Annotated in this window: 18 protein-coding genes; 8 read left to right on the top strand and 10 right to left on the bottom strand. The window is 74.2% G+C overall.

All coding sequences use genetic code 11. The features are described from left to right. The first annotated feature begins 600 nt into the window (after positions 1 to 600). From BM237_RS06380 to BM237_RS06370, 3 genes are read left to right on the top strand one after another with little or no spacing between them, the layout of a single operon-like run. Complete coding sequence (locus tag BM237_RS06380) at positions 601 to 2,112, top strand: ATP-binding protein (RefSeq protein ID WP_093848501.1); 1,512 nt, start codon at positions 601 to 603, stop codon at positions 2,110 to 2,112. Positions 2,113 to 2,168: 56 nt separating this feature from the next. Beyond that, on the top strand, positions 2,169 to 2,447 hold the full coding sequence (locus BM237_RS06375) for a roadblock/LC7 domain-containing protein (RefSeq protein WP_093848500.1): 279 nt from the start codon (positions 2,169 to 2,171) through the stop codon (positions 2,445 to 2,447). Then, positions 2,444 to 2,824 carry a DUF742 domain-containing protein gene (locus BM237_RS06370; RefSeq protein ID WP_093848499.1) on the top strand — a complete coding sequence of 127 codons (381 nt, stop codon included), beginning with the start codon at positions 2,444 to 2,446 and terminating at the stop codon, positions 2,822 to 2,824. The genes BM237_RS06375 and BM237_RS06370 overlap by 4 nt, the downstream gene beginning before the upstream one ends. 439 nt (positions 2,825 to 3,263) lie before the next feature. On the opposite strand, the gene BM237_RS06365 is transcribed toward BM237_RS06370, so the two are convergent. The 3 genes from BM237_RS06365 to BM237_RS06355 all read right to left on the bottom strand — a co-directional run bounded on the left by BM237_RS06365 (position 3,264) and on the right by BM237_RS06355 (position 5,787). After that, complete coding sequence (locus BM237_RS06365) at positions 3,264 to 3,623, bottom strand: arsenate reductase family protein (protein ID WP_093848498.1); 360 nt, start codon at positions 3,621 to 3,623, stop codon at positions 3,264 to 3,266. Positions 3,624 to 3,628: 5 nt separating this feature from the next. Beyond that, positions 3,629 to 5,284 (bottom strand): SulP family inorganic anion transporter, encoded by a 1,656-nt coding sequence (locus BM237_RS06360; RefSeq protein WP_093848584.1) that lies wholly within the window; start codon positions 5,282 to 5,284, stop codon positions 3,629 to 3,631. Positions 5,285 to 5,361: 77 nt separating this feature from the next. Then, entirely contained in the window at positions 5,362 to 5,787 is a 426-nt protein-coding gene (locus BM237_RS06355) for an ArsR/SmtB family transcription factor (RefSeq protein WP_245793448.1), read from the bottom strand. 436 nt (positions 5,788 to 6,223) lie between these two features. On the opposite strand from BM237_RS06355, the gene BM237_RS06350 reads away from it, so the two are divergent. Then, positions 6,224 to 6,976, top strand: coding sequence for a polysaccharide deacetylase family protein (locus BM237_RS06350; RefSeq protein ID WP_217655798.1), 753 nt, complete (start codon positions 6,224 to 6,226; stop codon positions 6,974 to 6,976). A gap of 89 nt (positions 6,977 to 7,065) precedes the next feature. Here BM237_RS06350 and BM237_RS06345 read toward each other — a convergent pair whose 3' ends face one another. Beyond that, positions 7,066 to 8,349 carry an extracellular catalytic domain type 1 short-chain-length polyhydroxyalkanoate depolymerase gene (locus tag BM237_RS06345; RefSeq protein ID WP_217655805.1) on the bottom strand — a complete coding sequence of 428 codons (1,284 nt, stop codon included), beginning with the start codon at positions 8,347 to 8,349 and terminating at the stop codon, positions 7,066 to 7,068. A 99-nt stretch (positions 8,350 to 8,448) separates the two neighbouring features. Between BM237_RS06345 and BM237_RS06340 the strand changes: the two genes are divergently transcribed. Further along, the gene (locus tag BM237_RS06340) at positions 8,449 to 9,738 is read left to right on the top strand and encodes a PucR family transcriptional regulator (protein ID WP_093848497.1); all 1,290 of its coding nucleotides are present in this window, start codon (positions 8,449 to 8,451) and stop codon (positions 9,736 to 9,738) included. Positions 9,739 to 9,742: 4 nt separating this feature from the next. On the opposite strand, the gene BM237_RS06335 is transcribed toward BM237_RS06340, so the two are convergent. Then, positions 9,743 to 10,726: an alpha/beta hydrolase gene (locus BM237_RS06335; RefSeq protein WP_093848496.1), complete on the bottom strand. Its 984-nt coding sequence runs from the start codon at positions 10,724 to 10,726 to the stop codon at positions 9,743 to 9,745. 411 nt (positions 10,727 to 11,137) lie between these two features. Between BM237_RS06335 and BM237_RS06330 the strand changes: the two genes are divergently transcribed. Beyond that, positions 11,138 to 11,896, top strand: coding sequence for a polysaccharide deacetylase family protein (locus BM237_RS06330; RefSeq protein WP_217655797.1), 759 nt, complete (start codon positions 11,138 to 11,140; stop codon positions 11,894 to 11,896). A gap of 59 nt (positions 11,897 to 11,955) precedes the next feature. Next, on the top strand, positions 11,956 to 13,368 hold the full coding sequence (locus BM237_RS06325; protein WP_093848494.1) for an SGNH/GDSL hydrolase family protein: 1,413 nt from the start codon (positions 11,956 to 11,958) through the stop codon (positions 13,366 to 13,368). 99 nt (positions 13,369 to 13,467) lie between these two features. Here the strand turns inward: BM237_RS06325 and BM237_RS28935 are convergent, their stop codons facing one another. Continuing rightward, positions 13,468 to 13,701: a DUF6011 domain-containing protein gene (locus BM237_RS28935; protein WP_139238061.1), complete on the bottom strand. Its 234-nt coding sequence runs from the start codon at positions 13,699 to 13,701 to the stop codon at positions 13,468 to 13,470. Between the two features lie 143 nt (positions 13,702 to 13,844). Continuing rightward, positions 13,845 to 15,254: a type I glutamate--ammonia ligase gene (gene glnA, locus BM237_RS06320; protein WP_093848493.1), complete on the bottom strand. Its 1,410-nt coding sequence runs from the start codon at positions 15,252 to 15,254 to the stop codon at positions 13,845 to 13,847. 260 nt (positions 15,255 to 15,514) lie between these two features. Between glnA and BM237_RS06315 the strand changes: the two genes are divergently transcribed. Continuing rightward, on the top strand, positions 15,515 to 15,982 hold the full coding sequence (locus tag BM237_RS06315; protein WP_093848492.1) for an RDD family protein: 468 nt from the start codon (positions 15,515 to 15,517) through the stop codon (positions 15,980 to 15,982). A gap of 130 nt (positions 15,983 to 16,112) precedes the next feature. Here BM237_RS06315 and BM237_RS06310 read toward each other — a convergent pair whose 3' ends face one another. From BM237_RS06310 to lipB, 3 genes are all read right to left on the bottom strand, one after another. Continuing rightward, positions 16,113 to 16,802 (bottom strand): DUF4191 domain-containing protein, encoded by a 690-nt coding sequence (locus tag BM237_RS06310; protein WP_093848491.1) that lies wholly within the window; start codon positions 16,800 to 16,802, stop codon positions 16,113 to 16,115. 111 nt (positions 16,803 to 16,913) lie between these two features. Then, positions 16,914 to 17,852: a lipoyl synthase gene (lipA, locus tag BM237_RS06305; protein WP_093848490.1), complete on the bottom strand. Its 939-nt coding sequence runs from the start codon at positions 17,850 to 17,852 to the stop codon at positions 16,914 to 16,916. A gap of 74 nt (positions 17,853 to 17,926) precedes the next feature. Continuing rightward, positions 17,927 to 18,715: a lipoyl(octanoyl) transferase LipB gene (gene lipB, locus BM237_RS06300; protein ID WP_093848489.1), complete on the bottom strand. Its 789-nt coding sequence runs from the start codon at positions 18,713 to 18,715 to the stop codon at positions 17,927 to 17,929. Between the last annotated feature and the right edge of the window lie 124 nt (positions 18,716 to 18,839).

Below are 18,839 nucleotides of genomic sequence, written 5' to 3'. Positions count from 1 at the left end.
GCCCCCCTGTCGTCCCACGGAGAGGGTGACCGCACACTGCCCCATCCGACACCTTCGGCGGGGCCGCTTTCCGTACTTTCCCGCGTTTTCCCGCGCCCCCGGAAGACCGCGGACCGCGCGGCTTTCACCCCGGTGGGTGGGGGAACAGACGTCCTGCTCCGGCCAAGGGATGGCGGGGTGTACACCCGCTCAAAGCGGAACGAAAGCGCAGGCTCGGGCCGTAACGCCCGTGCCATTACCCACTGTGTCGCCGCATGTTCAGAAGGTGTTTGTCAAGTCTCTGCGACGGCTCGCCGGATGCCCCTATGCTCCCTGTCACGCAGCGAGGTGCTCCCGTCACGGGTTGTCGCCGCCGTGTGCGGTGCCTCGGCGCCGACATGCCCCGAAGCGGGGCGGCCAGGGGCCGACGGGGCCGGACCCCCTCTCTCCGCGAGGGGTGTATGCCCGGGGCATGAGCCCCGGGCACATCATCCGCGCCGCGTCCGCCGCCCGGAGCACCGCCCGCCCCACAGTCCGTCCCACCGTCCACCCCAACGCCAGAGGATGCCCATGGAGCCCGCCGGCTCGTTGACGGGAGGCCGACGCCCCTCTCCCGGGGGCTTGTGGCTCGCCTCCCCCGTACTGGTGGCCGCCTGCACGGCCCTGGCCGCGCTCTTCGTCACCGCCCCGGCCCGTGCCGCGGTCGCCTGGTGCGGAGCAGCGGCGACGCTCGCGGTGGCCGCGGCCGCCTGCGAGGTGGTCCGCCGGGGCCGCGAGATCACCGCCGCCCGGCAGCGCGCGGAACGCCAGCTCGCCGACCTGGAGCACTACTGCCTGGAGATCATGCCGCCCGTCGTCGAGGCCGTGCAGCGCGGCGAGGCGCCCGGTGACGTACTGCCCCCCTCGCTGCACCCCGCCGACTCCGACCCGCGGCTGGTGACCGCCCACGAGAAGCTGACCGGCACCGTGGTCAGGGCGGTCCAGGACCGCGAGTTCCAGCGCGACTCCGCCCGCCGCGCGATCGTCAACATCGCCTGCCGCATCCAGGCCGAGATCCACCGCCTCCAGGCCGACCTGCGCAGAATGCAGTTCAAGCACCCGGCCCCCGAGATCCTCGGCGACCTGATGCACCTGGAGCACGGCGTCAACGTCGCCGGCCGCGTGGCCACCAGCCTGGCCGTCCTCGGCGGCGGCAGCCCCGCGCGCCAGTGGCAGAAGCCCGTCTCCCTCTACGACGTGCTGCGCGCGGGCAGCGCCCCCATCGCCGAGTACCTGCGCATCGAACTGCACCGGATCGCCGAGATCGCGGTGCCCGGCCCGGCGGTCGAGCCGCTGAGTCTGGTCTTCAGCGAGCTGATGGACAACGCCACCCGCTACTCGCCGCCCAGCACCAAGGTGGTCGTCAACACCGAGGAGGTGGCCTCGGGCATCGAGGTCTCCATCGAGGACAAGGGGGTGGGCCTGACCGAGGAGACCCGCCGGCACGCCGAGTTCCTGCTCACCCAGGCGCAGAACGGGCTGGACCTGGAGGACCTCGGCGAGACGGCCCGTATGGGCCTGCGCGTGGCGGGCGTCCTGGCGGGCCGCCTGGGGCTGCGGATCTCCCTGCGGCCCTCGACCTGCGACGGGGTGCGCGCGGTCGTCTTCGTCCCGCACGACCTGCTCACCGCGCTGCCCATGGAGGCCTGTGCCCGGGTCGGCGGCCACCCTCCCGGGCCGGTGACCCGGCAGCGGGCCATGGCCGGACCGTCCGCGCCCACGCATCCGGCGGGGCCTCCGCCCGCGCCCCGGCCATGGCCCGCCGCCGGGGCGGACGCGGACGGCGAACCGGCCGTCGTCGAGCGGAACGCCAACGGGCTGCCGCAGCGCCGCCGACGCGCCGCCGTCCCCACGACCGGGGCGGGCGGCACGGGGACCCTGGGCGGCGGGTACGGGGTGTCCGGGGCGCAGGGCGCGGAGGCGGCCGGGAGGTCGCCCCTGGAGACCCACCCCGACACGGGGCTGTGGACGGGCGCGTTCTTCGCCGGGCCCGGCGGCGCCGAACCCGGCGGGAACACGGCCCCGCCTCCGCACCCGACGACCCCGGCGCCCCGGTGGGCACCGGACCGGCCCGCGGCCGGCGACGAGTCGTGAAACCAGTAGTGGAATCAGGTGATCTGCACGTGACGACGCAGCAGCGACTCAGGAACATGGACTGGGTGCTCAAGGACCTGGCCGTCACCGTCCCCCGCACCCGGCACACCGTCCTGCTCTCCGCCGACGGCCTGTGCATGGCCCGGTGGGGCGCCGACAAGGACGCGGCCGACCGGCCGGCCGCGGCGTCCTCCGGTCTCAAGAGCCTGGCGCAGTCGGTGGCCGCCGACGAGGGGGTGGACGCCGGACTGATGAGCCGACGGATGAGGGATCTGGTCATCAGGATCGGTGACCACCTCGCCAGCCCGCCCCGGGCCCCCGAGCGGGCTCCGTGAGCGGGGACGGCCGAGGAGGGGGGCGGGACTGGGAGGAGGGCACGCCCGTTCCCCTGTACATCGTCACCGGCGGGCGCACCGAGGCCGGGGAGGCGCGGGTGCTCGACCTGGTCACGCTGATCGTGGCCTGCTCCGAGCCGCAGCCGGGGATGCGCCCCGAGCACGTCTCCATCCTGCGCATGTGCGCCGGCCCGCTCTCCGTGGCCGAACTGTCCGCGTACCTGGACCTGCCGTTCAGCGCCGTCCAGGTGCTGCTGGCGGACCTGATCGGCGACTGTCTGGTGGAGGCGCGGCAGACCCGCGCGGCGCACACGGCGGCCGCGGACCCCGACGTCGAGATCCTGAAAGCGCTGATCGATGGATTGCGACGACTGTAAAACGCCGCCCGGCCCGCGGCGCGAGGACCTGCTGACGCTGATGCGCCACCTCCACGACTCTGCCACCGCGACCCGGGAGGTCCTGTGAACACACCGCCCTTCCCCGGACCGGCCTGCCGCACGCGGGCCCCCGCCCCGGCCCGTCCACCGACGCGCACGGCGGGGCCCCGGCCGCCGGCGCGGTGCCCCCGCCCGGCTGTCCGGCCCACACGGCGGGCGCCGGCCGGGAACGGCCGCGGGCGCCGGAACCCCGGACGCGCCGTCCGCCCCGGACGGCGCGAACGGGGCGGCGCGTACGGAACCGGGCCGCGGGCCGGCCGGCCTGTGGCGGCGCCTGTGGGGACGCGTTCAGCCGGGATGACGGCCGGGACGGCGGCCCGGGCCGGTGCGGTGTCCGGCGCGGTGTCCGGTGCGGTGTCGGCGCGGCGGGGACGCGGCACTAGCGGGAGAGCGCGTCGCGCACGGCCTCCTCGCTGCGCCCCACGACCGCCGAGCCGTCGTCGGCGGTGATGATCGGACGCTGGATCAGCCGCGGGTGCCCGGCCAGCGCGGCGATCCAGCGGTCCCGCCAGGCGGGCTCCTCCGGCCAGGACTTCAGGCCGAGCTCCTTCGCCTCGGCCTCCTGCGTCCGCGTGATGTCCCACGGCTCCAGGCCGAGCCGCTCCAGCACGGTGCGCAGCTCCTCCTCGGTCGGCGGGTCCTCCAGATAGCGGCGGACGGTGTACTCGGCGCCCTCCGCGTCCAGCAGCTTCACCGCGCCGCGGCACTTCGAGCAGGCGGGATTGATCCAGATCTCCATGCGCCTCACGGTAGCGGCCGCGCGGCGGGCGGCGGGGGAGCGGCGGGGGCGGGCAGGACCCCGGCCCCGTACAGGTGCTCGCGGGCGCCGCGGATCGCCTCGGGGGTGCTGGGCCAGTCCCGGTCCCCGGGGCTGACGGCGTCCAGCGCGCCGACGGACTCCAGGGCGCGGCGCTGTTCGGGGCGGACCCCGGAGAGCAGCACGGTGATGCCGCGCCGGTGCAGCCTGTCGATCGCGTCCTTCAGTACGAGGGCACCGGTGGCGTCCACCGTCGTCACGCGCGACATGCGCAGGATCACCACGCGCACGTCGGCGACCTCCGACAGCTCCAGCAGGAAGCGGTGGGCGGCGGCGAAGAACAGCGGCCCGTCCAGGCGGTAGGCGACGATGTGCTCGGCCAGCAGGGCGCGTTCCTCCTCGTCGTGCCCGCCGGGGATGTCGCCGGTGACGTCAACCTGGTCCAGGCGGGCCTGCCGGGCCACCGCCCGCAGGGCGAGGGCGCCCGCGACGAGCAGGCCGGCGATCACCGCGTACACCAGGTCCAGCACCAGGGTCGTCACCGCGGTCAGGACCAGGACGGCCGCGTCGGAGCGGGTGGCGCGGGTGATCGCCCGCAGCGATCCGACCTCCACCATGCGCACGGCGGTGGCCAGCAGCACACCGGCCAGCGCGGCCAGCGGGATGCGGGAGACCAGCGGGGCCGCGGCCAGGACGACGAGGGCGAGCACACCGGCGTGCGCCAGCGCCGCCAGCCGCGAGCGGGCACCGCCGCGCACGTTGACGGCGGTGCGGGCTATGGCGCCGGTGGCGGGCACCCCGCCGAACAGCGGGGAGGCGATGTTGGCCAGGCCCTGCCCGAACAGCTCCCGGTCCGGGTCGTGCCGCTGACCCACCGTCATGCCGTCGGCCACGGAGGCCGACAGCAGCGACTCCAGGGCGGCCAGCGCGGCGACGGCCACCGCCGGGGCGAGCAGCGAGGACAGCGACGAGAGGTCGAGGAAGGACAGCGAGGGCGCGGGCAGACCGGGCGGCAGGTCACCGATCGGCTCGGCGCCGTCGAGGCGGAGCACCTCGGTCACGGCGGTCGCGGCGGCCACCGCGACGACGGAGAACGGGACGGTGGGCCGCCACCGGGCGCCGGCCAGCATCACGGCGGCCACGGACAGCGCGAGCGCGACGGCCGTCCAGTTCGGCTCCCGGGCGAACTCCACGACCGCCTGCCGGGCGACGGCCGCCACCCGGTCGCCCTCGGGCACGGGCACCCCCAGGGCGCCGGGCACCTGCTGGAGGGCGATCACACAGGCGATGCCGAGGGTGAAGCCCTCCACGACCGGCGCCGGCACGTACCGCATCCAGCGGCCGGCGCGGGCCAGGGCGAGCGCCACCAGGAACAGTCCGGCCAGCAGGCCGACGGTCAGCACGCCCGAGGGGCCGTGCGCGGCGGTGATCGGGACGAGGACGACCGTCATGGCACCGGTGGGCCCGGAGACCTGGAGGTTGGAGCCGCCGAAGAGGGCCGCCAGGGCGCCGGCCACCACGGCGGTGGCCAGTCCGGCCTCGGCGCCGAGCCCGGAGGAGACACCGAAGCCCAGGGCCAGCGGCAGCGCCACGATGGCCACCGTCAGCCCAGCCAGGAGGTCCTGCCGGGGGTGGGCGCGCATGGCGGCGAGGTCGGAGCGGGTGGGCAGCAGGGAGCGGCATGCGGCCAGGGCCGACCGGGCCGGGCCGGAGGCGGTGCTCACTCGGCGCCGCCTTCGCGGGCTTCGGCGGTGGCCCGGGAAGCGGCCGGGGCGACGGCCCGAGAGGCGGCCCGGGGGTCGGCTTGGGGGTCGGCTTGGGGGGTGTCCCGCAGTTCCGCCAGGAGCTCGTTCTGCCCGGCGAGCATCTCGGTCAGGATCCGGCGCGCGGCCCGCATCAGCTCCGCGACGTCCCCGCCGGCCAGCTCGTAGACCACGGTGGAGCCCTCGCGGGTGGCGGTGACGATGCCCGAGCGGCGCAGCACCGCGAGCTGCTGCGAGAGGTTGGGCGGCTCCACCTCGATGGCGGCCAGCAGGTCGCGTACCGGCTTCGGGCCGTCCTGGAGCAGCTCCAGGACGCGGATGCGGACCGGATGCCCCAGCATCCGGAAGAACTCGGCCTTGGCCTGGTACAGCGGAACCGGCACGGGAACCTCGGTCTCCTCGTCGTTCGCCCCGGCCCGGTGGGCCGCGGCGGGTGTCCTCGGGTCCTCGGGCAGAGGACTTGCACTGTGAAGCATCTATCGAATTGCATAATTCTGCAACTCTGCTATCGGCGGGGGCGGTGGCAGACGGGCGGCGGAGGGAGGGTGTCCCCGATCCGACGACCGTCCGTTTCTCCGGCCGCCGACCCGCCGAAAAGGGTCGCTCCCTCCCGTTCCGACCTGCGGGAACGCGCTCGGGTTCGGGTAACCCCGGGTTCTTGACGGCCGGTTGGGGGCTCCCTATGGTCTCCTCGTTCTACCGGAAGAATTCCGGAAGGTTTCTCTCCCCCCACGTTTCCCGCCCCCCACCGCGAGCCGGGCCGGAGCACTCCCGGACGAGGAGAGCCGGGCCCGGCCGCGCACCAGGAAGGAACCCGATGTGAACAGGACGACGAGCACCACCGCGAAGACCGCCGCAGGCCGCCCGAACCGCCCGCGCCGCCCGCGCCGTCTGCGCCGCCTCGCGGCACCCCTGCTGCTCGCCGCCGGCCTCTGCATGAGCTCCCTGGCCACGGCGGGCCCGGTCCAGGCCGTGGACGGCACCGTCATCACCTACACCCAGAGCGGCGGCCGGACCGTCTCGTTCACCTTCGACGACGGCCCCGACCCCACCCACACTCCCCGCCTGCTGGAGGTGCTGCGCAAGCACAACGTCAAGGCGACCTTCTGCCTGTGGGGCGACCATGTGCGGCAGTACCCGTACCTGGTGAGCCGGATCGCCGCCGACGGCCACCGGCTGTGCAACCACTCCATGGCCCACCAGGACATGGGCGGCTGGTCCCAGCAGCAGATACGACAGAACCTGGAGCAGGTCAACAACGCGATCCGCCGGGCCGCTCCGGGCGCGCAGATCACCTACTTCCGCGCCCCGTACGGCAGTTGGGGTCAGTCCCCGCAAGTGGCGGCCTCGATGGGGATGCAGCCGCTGGGCTGGCGGGCGGACATCGGCGACTGGCAGCCGCCGGGCACGGGCGAGCTGGTCAACCGGATCATGCAGCGCGTCACGCCCGGGGCCGTGATGCTGATGCACGACGGCGGCGGCGACCGCGGCCAGACCGTCTCGGCCGTCGACCAGACCATCCCGCGGCTGAAGGCGCAGGGCTACACGTTCGACCAGCCGGCCGTCCGCTGATCCTGCGGCGGCACACGTCCGCGCGCACCCGGACGCACCGGCCCCGGCGGGGATCCCCGCCGGGGCCGGTGCCGTCCCGCCCGCAGGCGTCAGACGGTGGTGCAGGCGGCGCCGTCCAGGGTGAAGGAGGCGGGCTCGCCGGTGTCGCCGGTGTGGCTCGCCTGGAAGCCGATCTGCACACTGGCCCCGGCCGCCAGGGTGGAGTTGTACGAGGCGGGCCTGGCGGTCACCGCACCGCTGCCCGGGCTGTAGCTCGCACCCCAGCCGGCGACGATGGTCTGGCCCGCGGGCAGGCCGAAGGAGAGCGACCAGTCGTTCAGCGGCGCGCTGCCGGTGTTGGTGACGGTGATGGACGCGGTCAGCCCGGTGTTCCAGGCGTTGGTGGTGTAGGCGACCCGGCAGGCCCCCGGCTCGGGCTCGGGATCCGGGTCGGGATCCGGGTCGGGATCCGGGTCGGGATCCGTGGAGCCGGTGCCGTCCAGGCCGAAGAACGCGATGGCCCGGGCCGCCATGCCGCCGACGGGCAGCGAGTGCCCGGCCCCCTGGACGCTGACGGCCTCCACCGGGGCCTGCTCACCGGTGCCGCCGTAGCGGGTGCGGACCCAGTTCGACTGCGGCCGGTCGGTGTACGCGGGCGTCGGGCTCACCCCGTGGACGTTTGTCCACTGCTCGATCTGCTCGTTGAAGTTGGGGTAGCGCAGGGTGCTGTCCTCGGTGCCGTGCCAGATCTGCATCCGGGGCCGCGGGCCGCTGTAGCCGGGGTACGCACCGCGCGCCAGGTCGCCCCACTGCCGAGGCGTCCTGTCCACGGCGCCGTTCGCGCAGGCGCTGTTCCAGCCCGAGCCGTCGGTGGTGGCGAAGCAGGAGTGCGGCACGCCCATGAAGGCCGCGCCGGCCTTGAACACGTCCGGGTAGTTGCCCACCAGGACGTTGGTCATCATCGCCCCCGAGGAGGCGCCGGTGACGTAGACCCGGTCCGGGTCGGCGTTCAGGTGCTGCTGCACATGGCCCACCATCGAGCGGATGCCCACCGGGTCGCTGCCCCCGTCGCGCCGCAGCGCCTGCGGCGAGGAGACGTCGAAGCAGTTGCCGCTGCGGGTCGCCGACGGGTAGACCACGACGAACCCGTAACGGTCGGCCAGCGAGGCGAACTCGGTGCCGGAGTGGAACGCCGGGCCGGAGCCGGTGCAGTAGTGCACCGCCACCAGCACCGGCGGACGCTCCTGGACGCCGTCGGGCACGTACAGGTGCATGCGCAGATTGCTGGGGTTGCTGCCGAAGTTCGTCACCTCGGTCAGCGAAGCGGCGGAGGCCGGGGGCGCGGCGAGGGCCAGAAGAAGGGCCGCCACGATGGGCAGCACCCCTCCCAGCAGTGCCGTCAGGCGTGATCCGGCCGGGCGTCCTCCGGATTCCCGTGCCGCCTTGCACACGGATCTGTCGGTCAAGTCCGTCTCCTTCCTAGACTGCGGAACGTGAAGGGACTGATGTTGCGGCTGTCCGCGCTGGACGCGGACGCCGCCACCGCCGTACGCGTGATCGCCCACTTCGAGGCGCTGCTCGGCGGTGCGCTGGACCCGGTGACCCTGACGCGGTCCACGGCCGGGCTTGCCGGGTGCGCCGCCGGGCTGGAGTTGCCCGACGGCCGCACGGTGCGGTTCGCCCCGGACGGCGCCGCCCTGGCGGGCGCGCCCGGGTGTGTCTCGGGCCGGGTGGATCTGGAGCCGGCCGGTCGAGTGTGGCTGGAACGCCCCGGAGTGCCGGGGCCGTTCGACGAACTGGTGCTGGAGTGGATGGCCATCGCCGCCCGGGTGCTGGCCGGCCGTCCCCGACCGGCCCGCACCCCCCGGGCCGCCGACCCGGCGCTGGTCGAACTGGTGCTGTCCGGCCGGGAGGCCGTCGAGGACCGCGCACGCGCCCTGCGGCTGCTGGGCCTGGAGCCGGGGACACCGCTGCGGGTGATCGCGGTGGCGGCGGACACGGGGGCGGACGCGGGAGCGGGTACGGGGACGGACGCCGGGGTGGAGGCCGTCGCGCTGCTGGGGCGCGGCGCGCTGCGGGGCGCCGTCCGGGTGGCGCGGGTCGGCTCGCTGGGAGCGGTGCTGGTGCAGCGCCGGGGCGGTACGCCCGGCGGGGAGGGGGCGCCGGGCGGGGAGGGGGCGTCCGGCCCGGACGGCACCTGTACCGGCACCGCCTCACCGGCCGCCGAGCTGCGGGCGGCGATGCGCGAACGCGCCCGCGACCGGGGCACGGCCCGCGGGCCGGCCCCGGGCACGCGCGTCGGGATCGGATCCGGCGCCGACCCGCTGGACGCCCACACCTCCTGGGCACAGGCCCGCTCGGCCCTGCGGTTCGCGGTGGCGGGCGCACGGGCGGAGGCGGTGGCCGACCACGACGAACTCGGCCCCCTCGCACTGCTGGCCGACATCCCGGTGGAGCGGCTGCGCGCCCAGGCCGACGTACGGCGGCTGGGGCGGCTGGGGGATCCGGCGCACGGTGAGCGCGGCGGCCCCGCCACCGGGCAGGCCCGGCCGGGCGGTGAGCTGCTGGCGGCCCTGGCCGCGTTCTGCCGCACCGGCTCGCTGCGGCAGGCCGCCGCCGAACTGCACCTGCACCACAGTTCGGTGGCCGCCCGCCTGGCGCGTGTGGAGAAGGAGATGGGCTGGCGGCTGCGCGACCCGCAGGACCGCTTCCGCGCCCAGCTCGCGCTGTACGCCCTGCGGCTGGCCGGTAACGCCGGTAACGCCGACAAGGGGGACGGCTGAGCCCTCACCCCCTCACCGGCCCCACCGGCCCGGGGCCGCCCAGCGCCCCGCGCAGCACCTCGACGGCCTCGGCCGTCGCCCGCCGGATGACGGCGGCGTGCTCCACCGCCCACGCGCCGTGGAAGGTGCCGGGGATCAGGTGCAGTTCGGCGGGCACCCCGGCGGCCAGCAGGGCGCGGGCGTAGTCGACGCCCTCGTCCCGCAACGGGTCGAACTCCATTACCGACACGTACGCGGGCGGCAGGCCCGCCAGCTCGATCACCCCGGCGCGGGCGGGGGCGGCGTACGGGGAGACGCCGGCGGTGTCCCGCATCCCGTGCCCCAGGTACGCGTCCCAGCTGATCGCGGCGTTGCGCCGGTTCCACACGGGCGTGTCGGTGAACCGCCGCGCGCTGGGGGTGGAGAGCCGGTCGTCGAGCGCGGGGGAGCACAGGTGCTGGAAGCGGACGGCCGGACCGCCCCGGTCGCGGGCGAGCAGGGCCAGCCCGGCGGCGAGCCCCGCCCCGGCGCTGTCGCCCCACAGGGCGATCCGCTCGGGCGCCACCTCCAGCTCCCCGGCCCGCTCCACCAGTCCGCACAGCCCGGCGTAGCAGTCCTCCAGGGGCGCGGGGAAGGGGTGCTCGGGCGCCAGCCGGTAGTCGACCGAGGCCACCAGGGCTCCGAGCCGCCGGCACAGCAGCAGGTTCCAGTCGTGGTCGACCTCCGGCGAGCCCAGCATGAAGCCGCCGCCGTGGATGGCGTACACCGCGGGCAGCGGGCCGCGGGCGCCGTGCGGCCGGTACAGCCGCAGCCGCACCGCGGGCGCGCCGGCCGGCCCGGGCACGCGGATCTCCCCGACGTCCACACCGGAGGTGTCGGCCGCCGCCACCGCCTCGGCCACCTGCGCGGCCTGCGAGGCCCGTGCCGCGTCGAGGTCGAGCAGCTCCACCTCGGGGATCAGCGGGAGCGCCGCGGCCAGTTCGGGGTCGAACCGGTGGCGCGGGCCCATCTGCGTCCTCCGATCGTCGGCCCGGGGCGCGGTGGGGCGCGCGCCGGTGTCGTGATGAGACGGTGTCACGGGCTTCCTCCCAGGTCATCAGACGGGTGTCGGGAGTGCGGCCGCCCGGGCCCGACACCCGTGCGTTTTTTCCGCTTTCCCCCCGCGTTCTTTCGGCCGCCGGGCGGCGTATCGGCCCGGCGAGGGCGCCGAAACCCGCCCTGACCAGCGAGAACACCTGTCCGTCGCAGGAAGTGGGCCGCCCTTGACGCCGACGCGGGGTCTCCCTATGGTCTCCCCGCTCGACCGGAAATCTTCCGGAAACCTTGAACCGCAGAACCGCAGAACCGCAGAACCGCACGGGCCGCCGCCCGGCCGCCGACGGAGTCCGGGGCCGGCGGAAGCGCCGGAAAGGGACCAGCCTTGACCACGACCGCCACACCCTCCCCGAGACCCGCAGGCGAAGCGGCAGGTCCACGGCGCGCGCGCCGGCTGCGCCGCCTGGCGATGCCCCTGCTGCTCTCCTGCGGCATGTGCCTGGGCGTCCTGGCCGCGACGGGTCCGGCCCAGGCCCGCCAGGCGAACGACACCGTCGTCGAGACCACCCGCCACGGCGGCAGGACCGTCGCCCTCACCTTCGACGACGGACCCAACCCCGCCGACACCCCGCGCCTGCTGAAGGTGCTGCGCAAGCACCACGTCAAGGCGGTCTTCTGCCTGTGGGGCGACCACGTCGAGGAGCACCCCGAGCTGGTCCGGAAGATCGTCGCCGGCGGCCACACGCTGTGCAACCACACCATGCACCACGACGACATGGCCGCCTGGTCCCCCGAGGACATCCGGGCGGACCTGGCGCGGACCAACGCCGCGATCCGCCGCGCCGCTCCGGGCGCCCGGATCCCCTACTTCCGCGCCCCGTACGGCAGTTGGGGGCAGACGCCGCAGGTGGCGGCCTCGATGGGGATGCAGCCGCTGGGCTGGCGGCTGGTGATCGGCGACTGGGAGCCGCACGGCGCAGACGAGTTCGCCCGCCGCATCACCGAGGGCGTCACACCCGGGGCCGTGGTGCTGCTGCACGACGGCGGCGGCGACCGCAGCGCGACCGTCGAGGCCGTGGATCGGGCCATCCCCCGGCTCAGGGCCGAGGGATGGCGCTTCGACAAGCCCGCCCGCCGCGGCTGAGACCGCCCGTGACCAGCCCGACCAGCCCGACCAGCCTCCGAAGCCACCGGGAGACGCGTATGAGACCGAACACGGCGCGGTTCGCCTTCCTCCGCAACCGCGCGGGACGGGCGGGCGGCTACGTCGTCGCCCTGCTCACCGGAGCCCTGCTCCTGGGCACGGCGCCGGCCACGCCCGCCGCGCCGGGCGCCCTCCCGGCATCCGGCGCGAGCACCACCGGGAGCACCGCCGAGAGCGCCGCGGGCAAGCGGGGCGGCAAGCACCCGGGCCGTGCCCGGGTGGGCACCTGGTCCACCACCCCCACGGCCGTCCCCGCCTCGGACACCACCGTGTTCGAGGACCAGACCATCCGCCAGACCGTCCGTACCAGCATCGGCGGCGACCGGGTGCGCGTCCGGCTGTCGAACGAGTTCGGCGACCGGCCCCTGGTCATCGGCGAGGCCCGCATCGCCCACCGCGCCGGGGACGGCCGGCCCACCGCCGTCGACAAGCGCACCGACCGCGCGCTCACCTTCGGCGGACGCGACTCGGTGACCGTCCCCGCGGGCGCGCCCGTGCTCAGCGACCCGGTCTCCCTGCGGGTGCCGGCGGGCTCCGACCTGGTGGTGAGCATCCACCTGCCCGAGCGCACCCCGGGCTCGACGGTCCACGCGTTCGCCTTCCAGCACAACCACGTCGCCTCCGGCAACGTCACCGGGCACGCGGACATCACACCGACCGCCACCATCGACCGCTGGTACTTCCTGACCGGCGTGAGCGTGAGCACCGACCGCTCCAGGGGGGCCGGGAAGGCCTCGGCCGTCGTCGCCCTCGGCGACTCCATCACCGACGGCTCCGACACCGAGGTGAACGCCAACCACCGCTGGCCCGACTTCCTCGCCCGGCGCCTGGCGAAGGCCCGCGGACCCCACCCGCGGGGTGTGCTCAACCAGGGCGTCAGCGGCAACCGCCTGCTGCACGACCCCAACCCCCCGGCCGGCTCCGGCGCCGAGGACTACGCGGCCTACTTCGGCCAGAGCGCCCTGCGCCGCTTCGACCGCGACGTGGCCGCCCGGCCCGGCGCCGAGCACGTCATCGTCCTGCTGGGCGTCAACGACCTCGGCCACCCGGCCGCCGGCACCGCCCCGCCCTCGGAGAAGGTCACCGCCCGGGACATCATCGACGCCCACCGCCAGCTCATCGCCCGCGCCCACGAGCGGGGACTGAAGATCCACGGCGGCACCATCCTGCCGTTCAAGGGCGACACCTTCGGCTTCCACAGCGCCCAGACGGAGGCCGCCCGCCGGGCCGTCAACCACTGGATCCGCACCAGCGGCGAGTACGACGGGGTGATCGACTTCGACCGGGCCCTGCGCGACCCCGCCGACCCCGAGCGCCTGCTGCCGCGCTACGACAGCGGCGACCACCTCCACCCCAGCGACGCCGGGGCGGAGGCGATGGCGAACGCCGTCCCCCTGCGCCTGCTGCGCTGACCGCGCCCCGCAGCGTCCCGCACCGCGCGGCGCCCGTGCCGGAGGGGAGCACGGGCGCCGCGCCACGTCCGGGGGTCCGGGGACCGCGCTCCGGCGCGCTCACAGCCCGGGCAGCGCCTCCTGCTCGACCTCCCGGCGTCCGGGCGCCGGGGCGGTGCGCACCGCCAGCTTCTCCCGGCACTCCACCCCCAGGCCCCACAGCCGCGCCTGCCGGTCGCGCAGCGGCCGTCCGCACATCCGGCACGTCACACGCGGCCGGCCGCCCTCCCCGGACGGTTCGGGGCTGCCGGGAAGCGGCTCGGCCTCGGGTGCGGATTCGGGGTCAGCGCTCACCCCACCGGTCTACCAGGCCCCGCGCCGACGCGCGAGACAGGCTCCCGGGAACGCGGACGGGCCGCGGGCCGCACACCGTGTGGTCGTGCGGCCCGCGGCCCGTCGGCCGTCCCGAGCGGCGGGGAGCGGCTTCCCGGTGCCGATCAGAGGTCGAAGTACATCTCGAACTCGTGCGGGTGCGGGCGGAGCTGGATCGGGGCGATCTCGTTGGTGCGCTTGTAGTCGATCCAGGTCTCGATCAGGTCGGCGGTGAAGACGCCGCCGGCCTGCAGGTACTCGTTGTCCGCCTCCAGGGCCTCCAGGACGGCCGGCAGGGAGGTCGGCACCTGCGGGACGTTCGCGTGCTCCTCCGGAGCCAGCTCGTAGAGGTCCTTGTCGATCGGCTCGGCCGGCTCGATCTTGTTCTTGACGCCGTCCAGACCGGCCAGCAGCAGGGCCGAGAAGGCCAGGTACGGGTTGGAGGACGGGTCCGGGGCGCGGAACTCCACGCGCTTGGCCTTGGGGTTGGAGCCGGTGATCGGGATGCGCATCGCGGCGGAGCGGTTGCGCTGCGAGTACACCAGGTTCACCGGGGCCTCGAAGCCGGGCACCAGGCGGTGGTAGGAGTTCACCGTCGGGTTGGTGAAGGCCAGCAGCGACGGGGCGTGCTTGAGGATGCCGCCGATGTAGTAACGGGCGGTGTCCGACAGGCCCGCGTAGCCCTGCTCGTCGTAGAACAGCGGATCGCCGCCGGACCACAGCGACTGGTGGACGTGCATGCCCGAGCCGTTGTCACCGAAGATCGGCTTGGGCATGAAGGTGGCGGTCTTGCCGTTGCGCCAGGCGACGTTCTTGATGATGTACTTGAACAGCATCAGGTCGTCGGCGGCCGCGAGCAGCGTGTTGAACCTGTAGTTGATCTCCGCCTGGCCGGCGGTGCCGACCTCGTGGTGCTGGCGCTCGACCTTCAGGCCGACCCGGTCCAGCTCCAGCGACATCTCGGCGCGCAGGTCGGCGAAGTGGTCCACCGGCGGGGTCGGGAAGTAGCCGCCCTTGTAGCGGACCTTGTAGCCGCGGTTGTCCTCCAGCGCACCGGTGTTCCAGGCGCCGGCCTCGGAGTCGATGTGGTAGAAGGACTCGTTCGCGCTGGTCTGGAAGCGGACGCTGTCGAAGACGTAGAACTCGGCCTCGGGCCCGAAGTAGGCGGTGTCCGCGATGCCGGAGGAGGCGAGGTACGCCTCGGCCTTCTTCGCCACGTTGCGCGGGTCGCGGCTGTACTGCTCGCCGGTGATCGGGTCGTGGATGAAGAAGTTGATGTTGAGCGTCTTGTCGCGGCGGAACGGGTCCAGACGGGCGGTGGACAGGTCCGGCAGCAGCGCCATGTCGGACTCGTGGATCGCCTGGAAGCCGCGGATCGAGGACCCGTCGAAGGCCTGCATCTCGGACGGGTCGAACGTCGAGGCCGGGATCGTGAAGTGCTGCATGATGCCCGGCAGGTCGCAGAAGCGGACATCGACGAACTTCACGTCGTTGTCCGCGATGTACTTCTTTGCCTCGTCGGCGTTCTGGAACATCCAAGTCCTCCTAGTCCCGCCGCGAGGGGACGGGGTGGCAGCTCGAGTGGCAGTCCAGTGAGATGTCCTGCTGTCGCCCGACCTTAGATTTGCGGGATTTCTCAAGCATGACCCATTTGTTTCGGTGATGTTAACCGGACGAGTGTGCGGACGGTCGCTCCCGGTACCGTCCCGATGCCGTTCCGGTGACGCCCTCGCGGCCGTGTACGCCCCCGCGGCCCGGCCGGGTACCCGGGAAGGCCGCGCGTTACCGTTGACGGGTGGACAACAGGCAAGCAATCGGATCCTGGCTCTCCGGCCCCAGGGCCGCGGCCGAGCGGATGGGCGCGGACTTCGGCTACCGGGGCGAGAGGCTGGGACTGCCCCAGGACGGGCCGGGGTCGATCGCCCCGCTGGGACGCCGGTTCGGCGCGATCTTCATCGACTGGGGCCTGTGCATGCTGATCGCATACGGTCTGCTCACGGGCGGCGACCTCGGCTCGGCGGGAAACTGGGCCCTGCTGGTCTTCGCGGTGCTCGGCGTCCTCACCGTCGGCACGGTCGGCTTCACCCCGGGCAAGCGGCTGCTGGGGCTGCGGGTGGTCTCCGCGCGCGGCGGGCGGCTCACACTGCCCCGCGCGGTGGTGCGCACGGTGCTGCTGGTGCTCGCCGTGCCGGCGCTCGTGTGGGACCGCGACTCGCGTGGCCTGCACGACCGGCTCTCCGGCGCCGTGCAGGTGCGGATCTGAGCCTCCCGGAACCGAGCCGGCGCAGCGGAAGCCGAACGGACGCCGAACGGATGTGGGTGGGGCCCGGAACTCCTCGGAGTTCCGGGCCCCACCCACATCCGTTCCGCCCGGTGCGCCGGGCACGTGCGCCTCAGCGCCTGGTCGGGCCCTTCGGCATCCGCATGCCGCGGGGCATCGGCCCCTTGGGCATCGGCAGGTTGTTCATCAGGTCGCCCATGGCCCGCAGCCGGTCGTTGGTCTCCGTGACCTGGGGGCCCTGGAGCACCCGGGGGAGCTTCAGCAGCTTGGTGCGGAGCTTCTTCAGCTCCGTCTGGCCCTCGCCGGTGCCCACGATCACGTCATGGACCGGGACGCCGCCGACGATGCGCGCCATGCGCTTCTTCTCGGAGGCGACCAGGGAGCGCACCCGGTTCGGGTTCCCCTCGCCGACGAGCACGATGCCCGCCTTGCCCACGGCCCGGTGGACGACGTCCTGCTGCCGGTTCATGGCGACGGCCGGGGTGACCGTCCAGCCGCGGCCGATGTTGTCCAGGACGGCGGCGGCCGCGCCCGGCTGACCCTCCATCTGACTGAACGCCGCCCGCTCGGCCCGGCGGCCGAAGACGATCGCCATCGCGAGGAAGGCCAGCAGGAAGCCCAGGATGCCCAGGTAGACGGGGTGGCCGACCCAGAAGCCGATCGCGAGGAGAACACCGAAGGTGACGAGCCCCACGCCCGCGAGGACGAAGCCGACCGACTTGTCGGCGCGCCGCGTCATCTTGTACGTCAGGGCGATCTGCTTGAGCCGCCCCGGATTCTCGGATGTTTCCTTCCTCGCCATACAGCGAAGTCTACGTCGCCCGCCCGCACCGGGTCGCCGCGGCCTCCGGGACCGCCGCGGCCCCGTGTCCGTGCCCGGGCGGCCGCCTCGGAGGACGGCCGCCCGGGGCCGTCAGGCCGCGGTGGCGCCCCGGCGCTCGACCGCCTGCCGGTACAGGCGCCCGGCGCGGTAGGAGGAGCGGACCAGCGGGCCGGACATGACACCGGCGAAACCGATCTCGTCCGCCTCGTCCTTCAGCTCCACGAACTCCTGGGGCTTGACCCAGCGCTCCACCGGGTGGTGCCGCGGCGAGGGACGCAGGTACTGGGTGATGGTGATCAGCTCGCAGCCGGCCCCGTGCAGGTCGCGCAGGGCCTGGCTGACCTCCTCGCGGGTCTCGCCGAGCCCGAGGATCAGGTTGGACTTGGTGACCAGCCCCTCCGCGCGGGCCCGGGTGATCACCTCCAGCGACCGCTCGTAGCGGAAGGCGGGGCGGATGCGCTTGAAGATCCGCGGGACCGTCTCGACGTTGTGCGCCAGCACCTCCGGGCGCGAGGAGAAGACCTCGGCGAGCTGCTCGGGCACCGCGTTGAAGTCCGGGATCAGCAGCTCGACACCGGTGTCCGGCATCAGCGCGTGGATCTGGCGGACGGTCTCGGCGTACAGCCAGGCGCCGCCGTCGGGCAGGTCGTCGCGCGCGACGCCGGTGATCGTGGCGTAGCGCAGCTCCATCTGCTGGACGGACTCGGCCACCCGGCGCGGCTCGTCGCGGTCGAACTCGGCGGGCCTGCCGGTGTCGATCTGGCAGAAGTCGCAGCGCCGGGTGCACTGCTCGCCTCCGATGAGGAAGGTGGCCTCGCGGTCCTCCCAGCACTCGAAGATGTTGGGACAGCCGGCCTCCTGGCACACCGTGTGCAGGCCCTCGCGCTTGACCAGGGACTGCAGTGCGTTGTACTCGGGGCCCATCTTCGCCCGGGTCTTGATCCACTCGGGCTTGCGCTCGATGGGGGTCTGGCTGTTCCGGACCTCCAGGCGCAGCAGCTTCCTACCGTCGGGTGCGACAGCGGACACGTCCGGCACTCCCCTTTGTGTTGGTGGCCTTTGAATCTTCGGCGCACACCAGGGTACGCCTTGGCTTGTTCGGGTCAGACGGCACGGGGCAGTGGTTCCGTGGACTCCAGCACCGCGCGCAGATGCTTCTCCACCACGGGCAGCACCTCGGCGACGGTCACCGGTCTGCCCAGCTCCTGCGAGAGCGAGGTGACCCCGGCGTCCCGGATGCCGCACGGCACGATGCGGTCGTACCCGGTGTTGTCGGAGTCGCAGTTCAGCGCGAAGCCGTGCATGGTGACGCCCTTGGCCACCCGGATCCCGATGGCGGCGAGCTTGCGGTCGTCGCCGCGCTGGCCGGCGTTGGAGGGCGCGTACTGGGGCCCGCGCAGTCTCGGGTCGTACTCGTCGTCGTGGAGCGCGGGGTCGAAGTCCAGCTCCAGGCCGCCCGGCACGGTCTCCTCCGCCTGCTTCCCGGGATCGCCCAGCACCCACACCCCGCTGCGCCCCTCGACCCGGGTGGTGGCCAGGCCGAACTCCGCGCAGGTGCGGATCAGCGCCTCCTCCAGCCGCCGCACATGGGCGACGACGTCCACCGGACGGGGCAGCTTCAGGATCGGGTAGCCGACGAGCTGGCCCGGACCGTGCCAGGTGATCTTGCCGCCGCGGTCCACGTCCACCACGGGAGTGCCGTCCAGGGGGCGCTCGCTGTCCTCGGTGCGCCGGCCGGCCGTGTACACCGGCTGGTGCTCCAGCAGCAGGCAGGTGTCGGGGATCTCGTCGGCGAAACGGGCCGCGTGGACCTCGCGCTGCCTGCGCCACGCCTCCAGATACTCCACGGCGTCCCCGCCGAAGCCCAGATGGACAAAGCGCAGCTCGCTCACGGCGGCTCCTCCTCCGGTCGTCTCGGGCCGCGGCCCACATCGTCACGCGTCCCGGCAGCCAACTGTACGGCTCCGGGGCCGCCGGCCGACGGGCCGGTGGCGGGCGGCGGCGGCCGGTGACGGG

It is taken from the genome of Streptomyces mangrovi (assembly GCF_900114215.1).
GTDB classification, from domain to species: Bacteria; Actinomycetota; Actinomycetes; order Streptomycetales; family Streptomycetaceae; genus Streptomyces; species Streptomyces barkulensis.
Note: the sequence above shows the minus strand (reverse complement) of the source record. Positions and strands in the feature narration are given on the sequence as shown.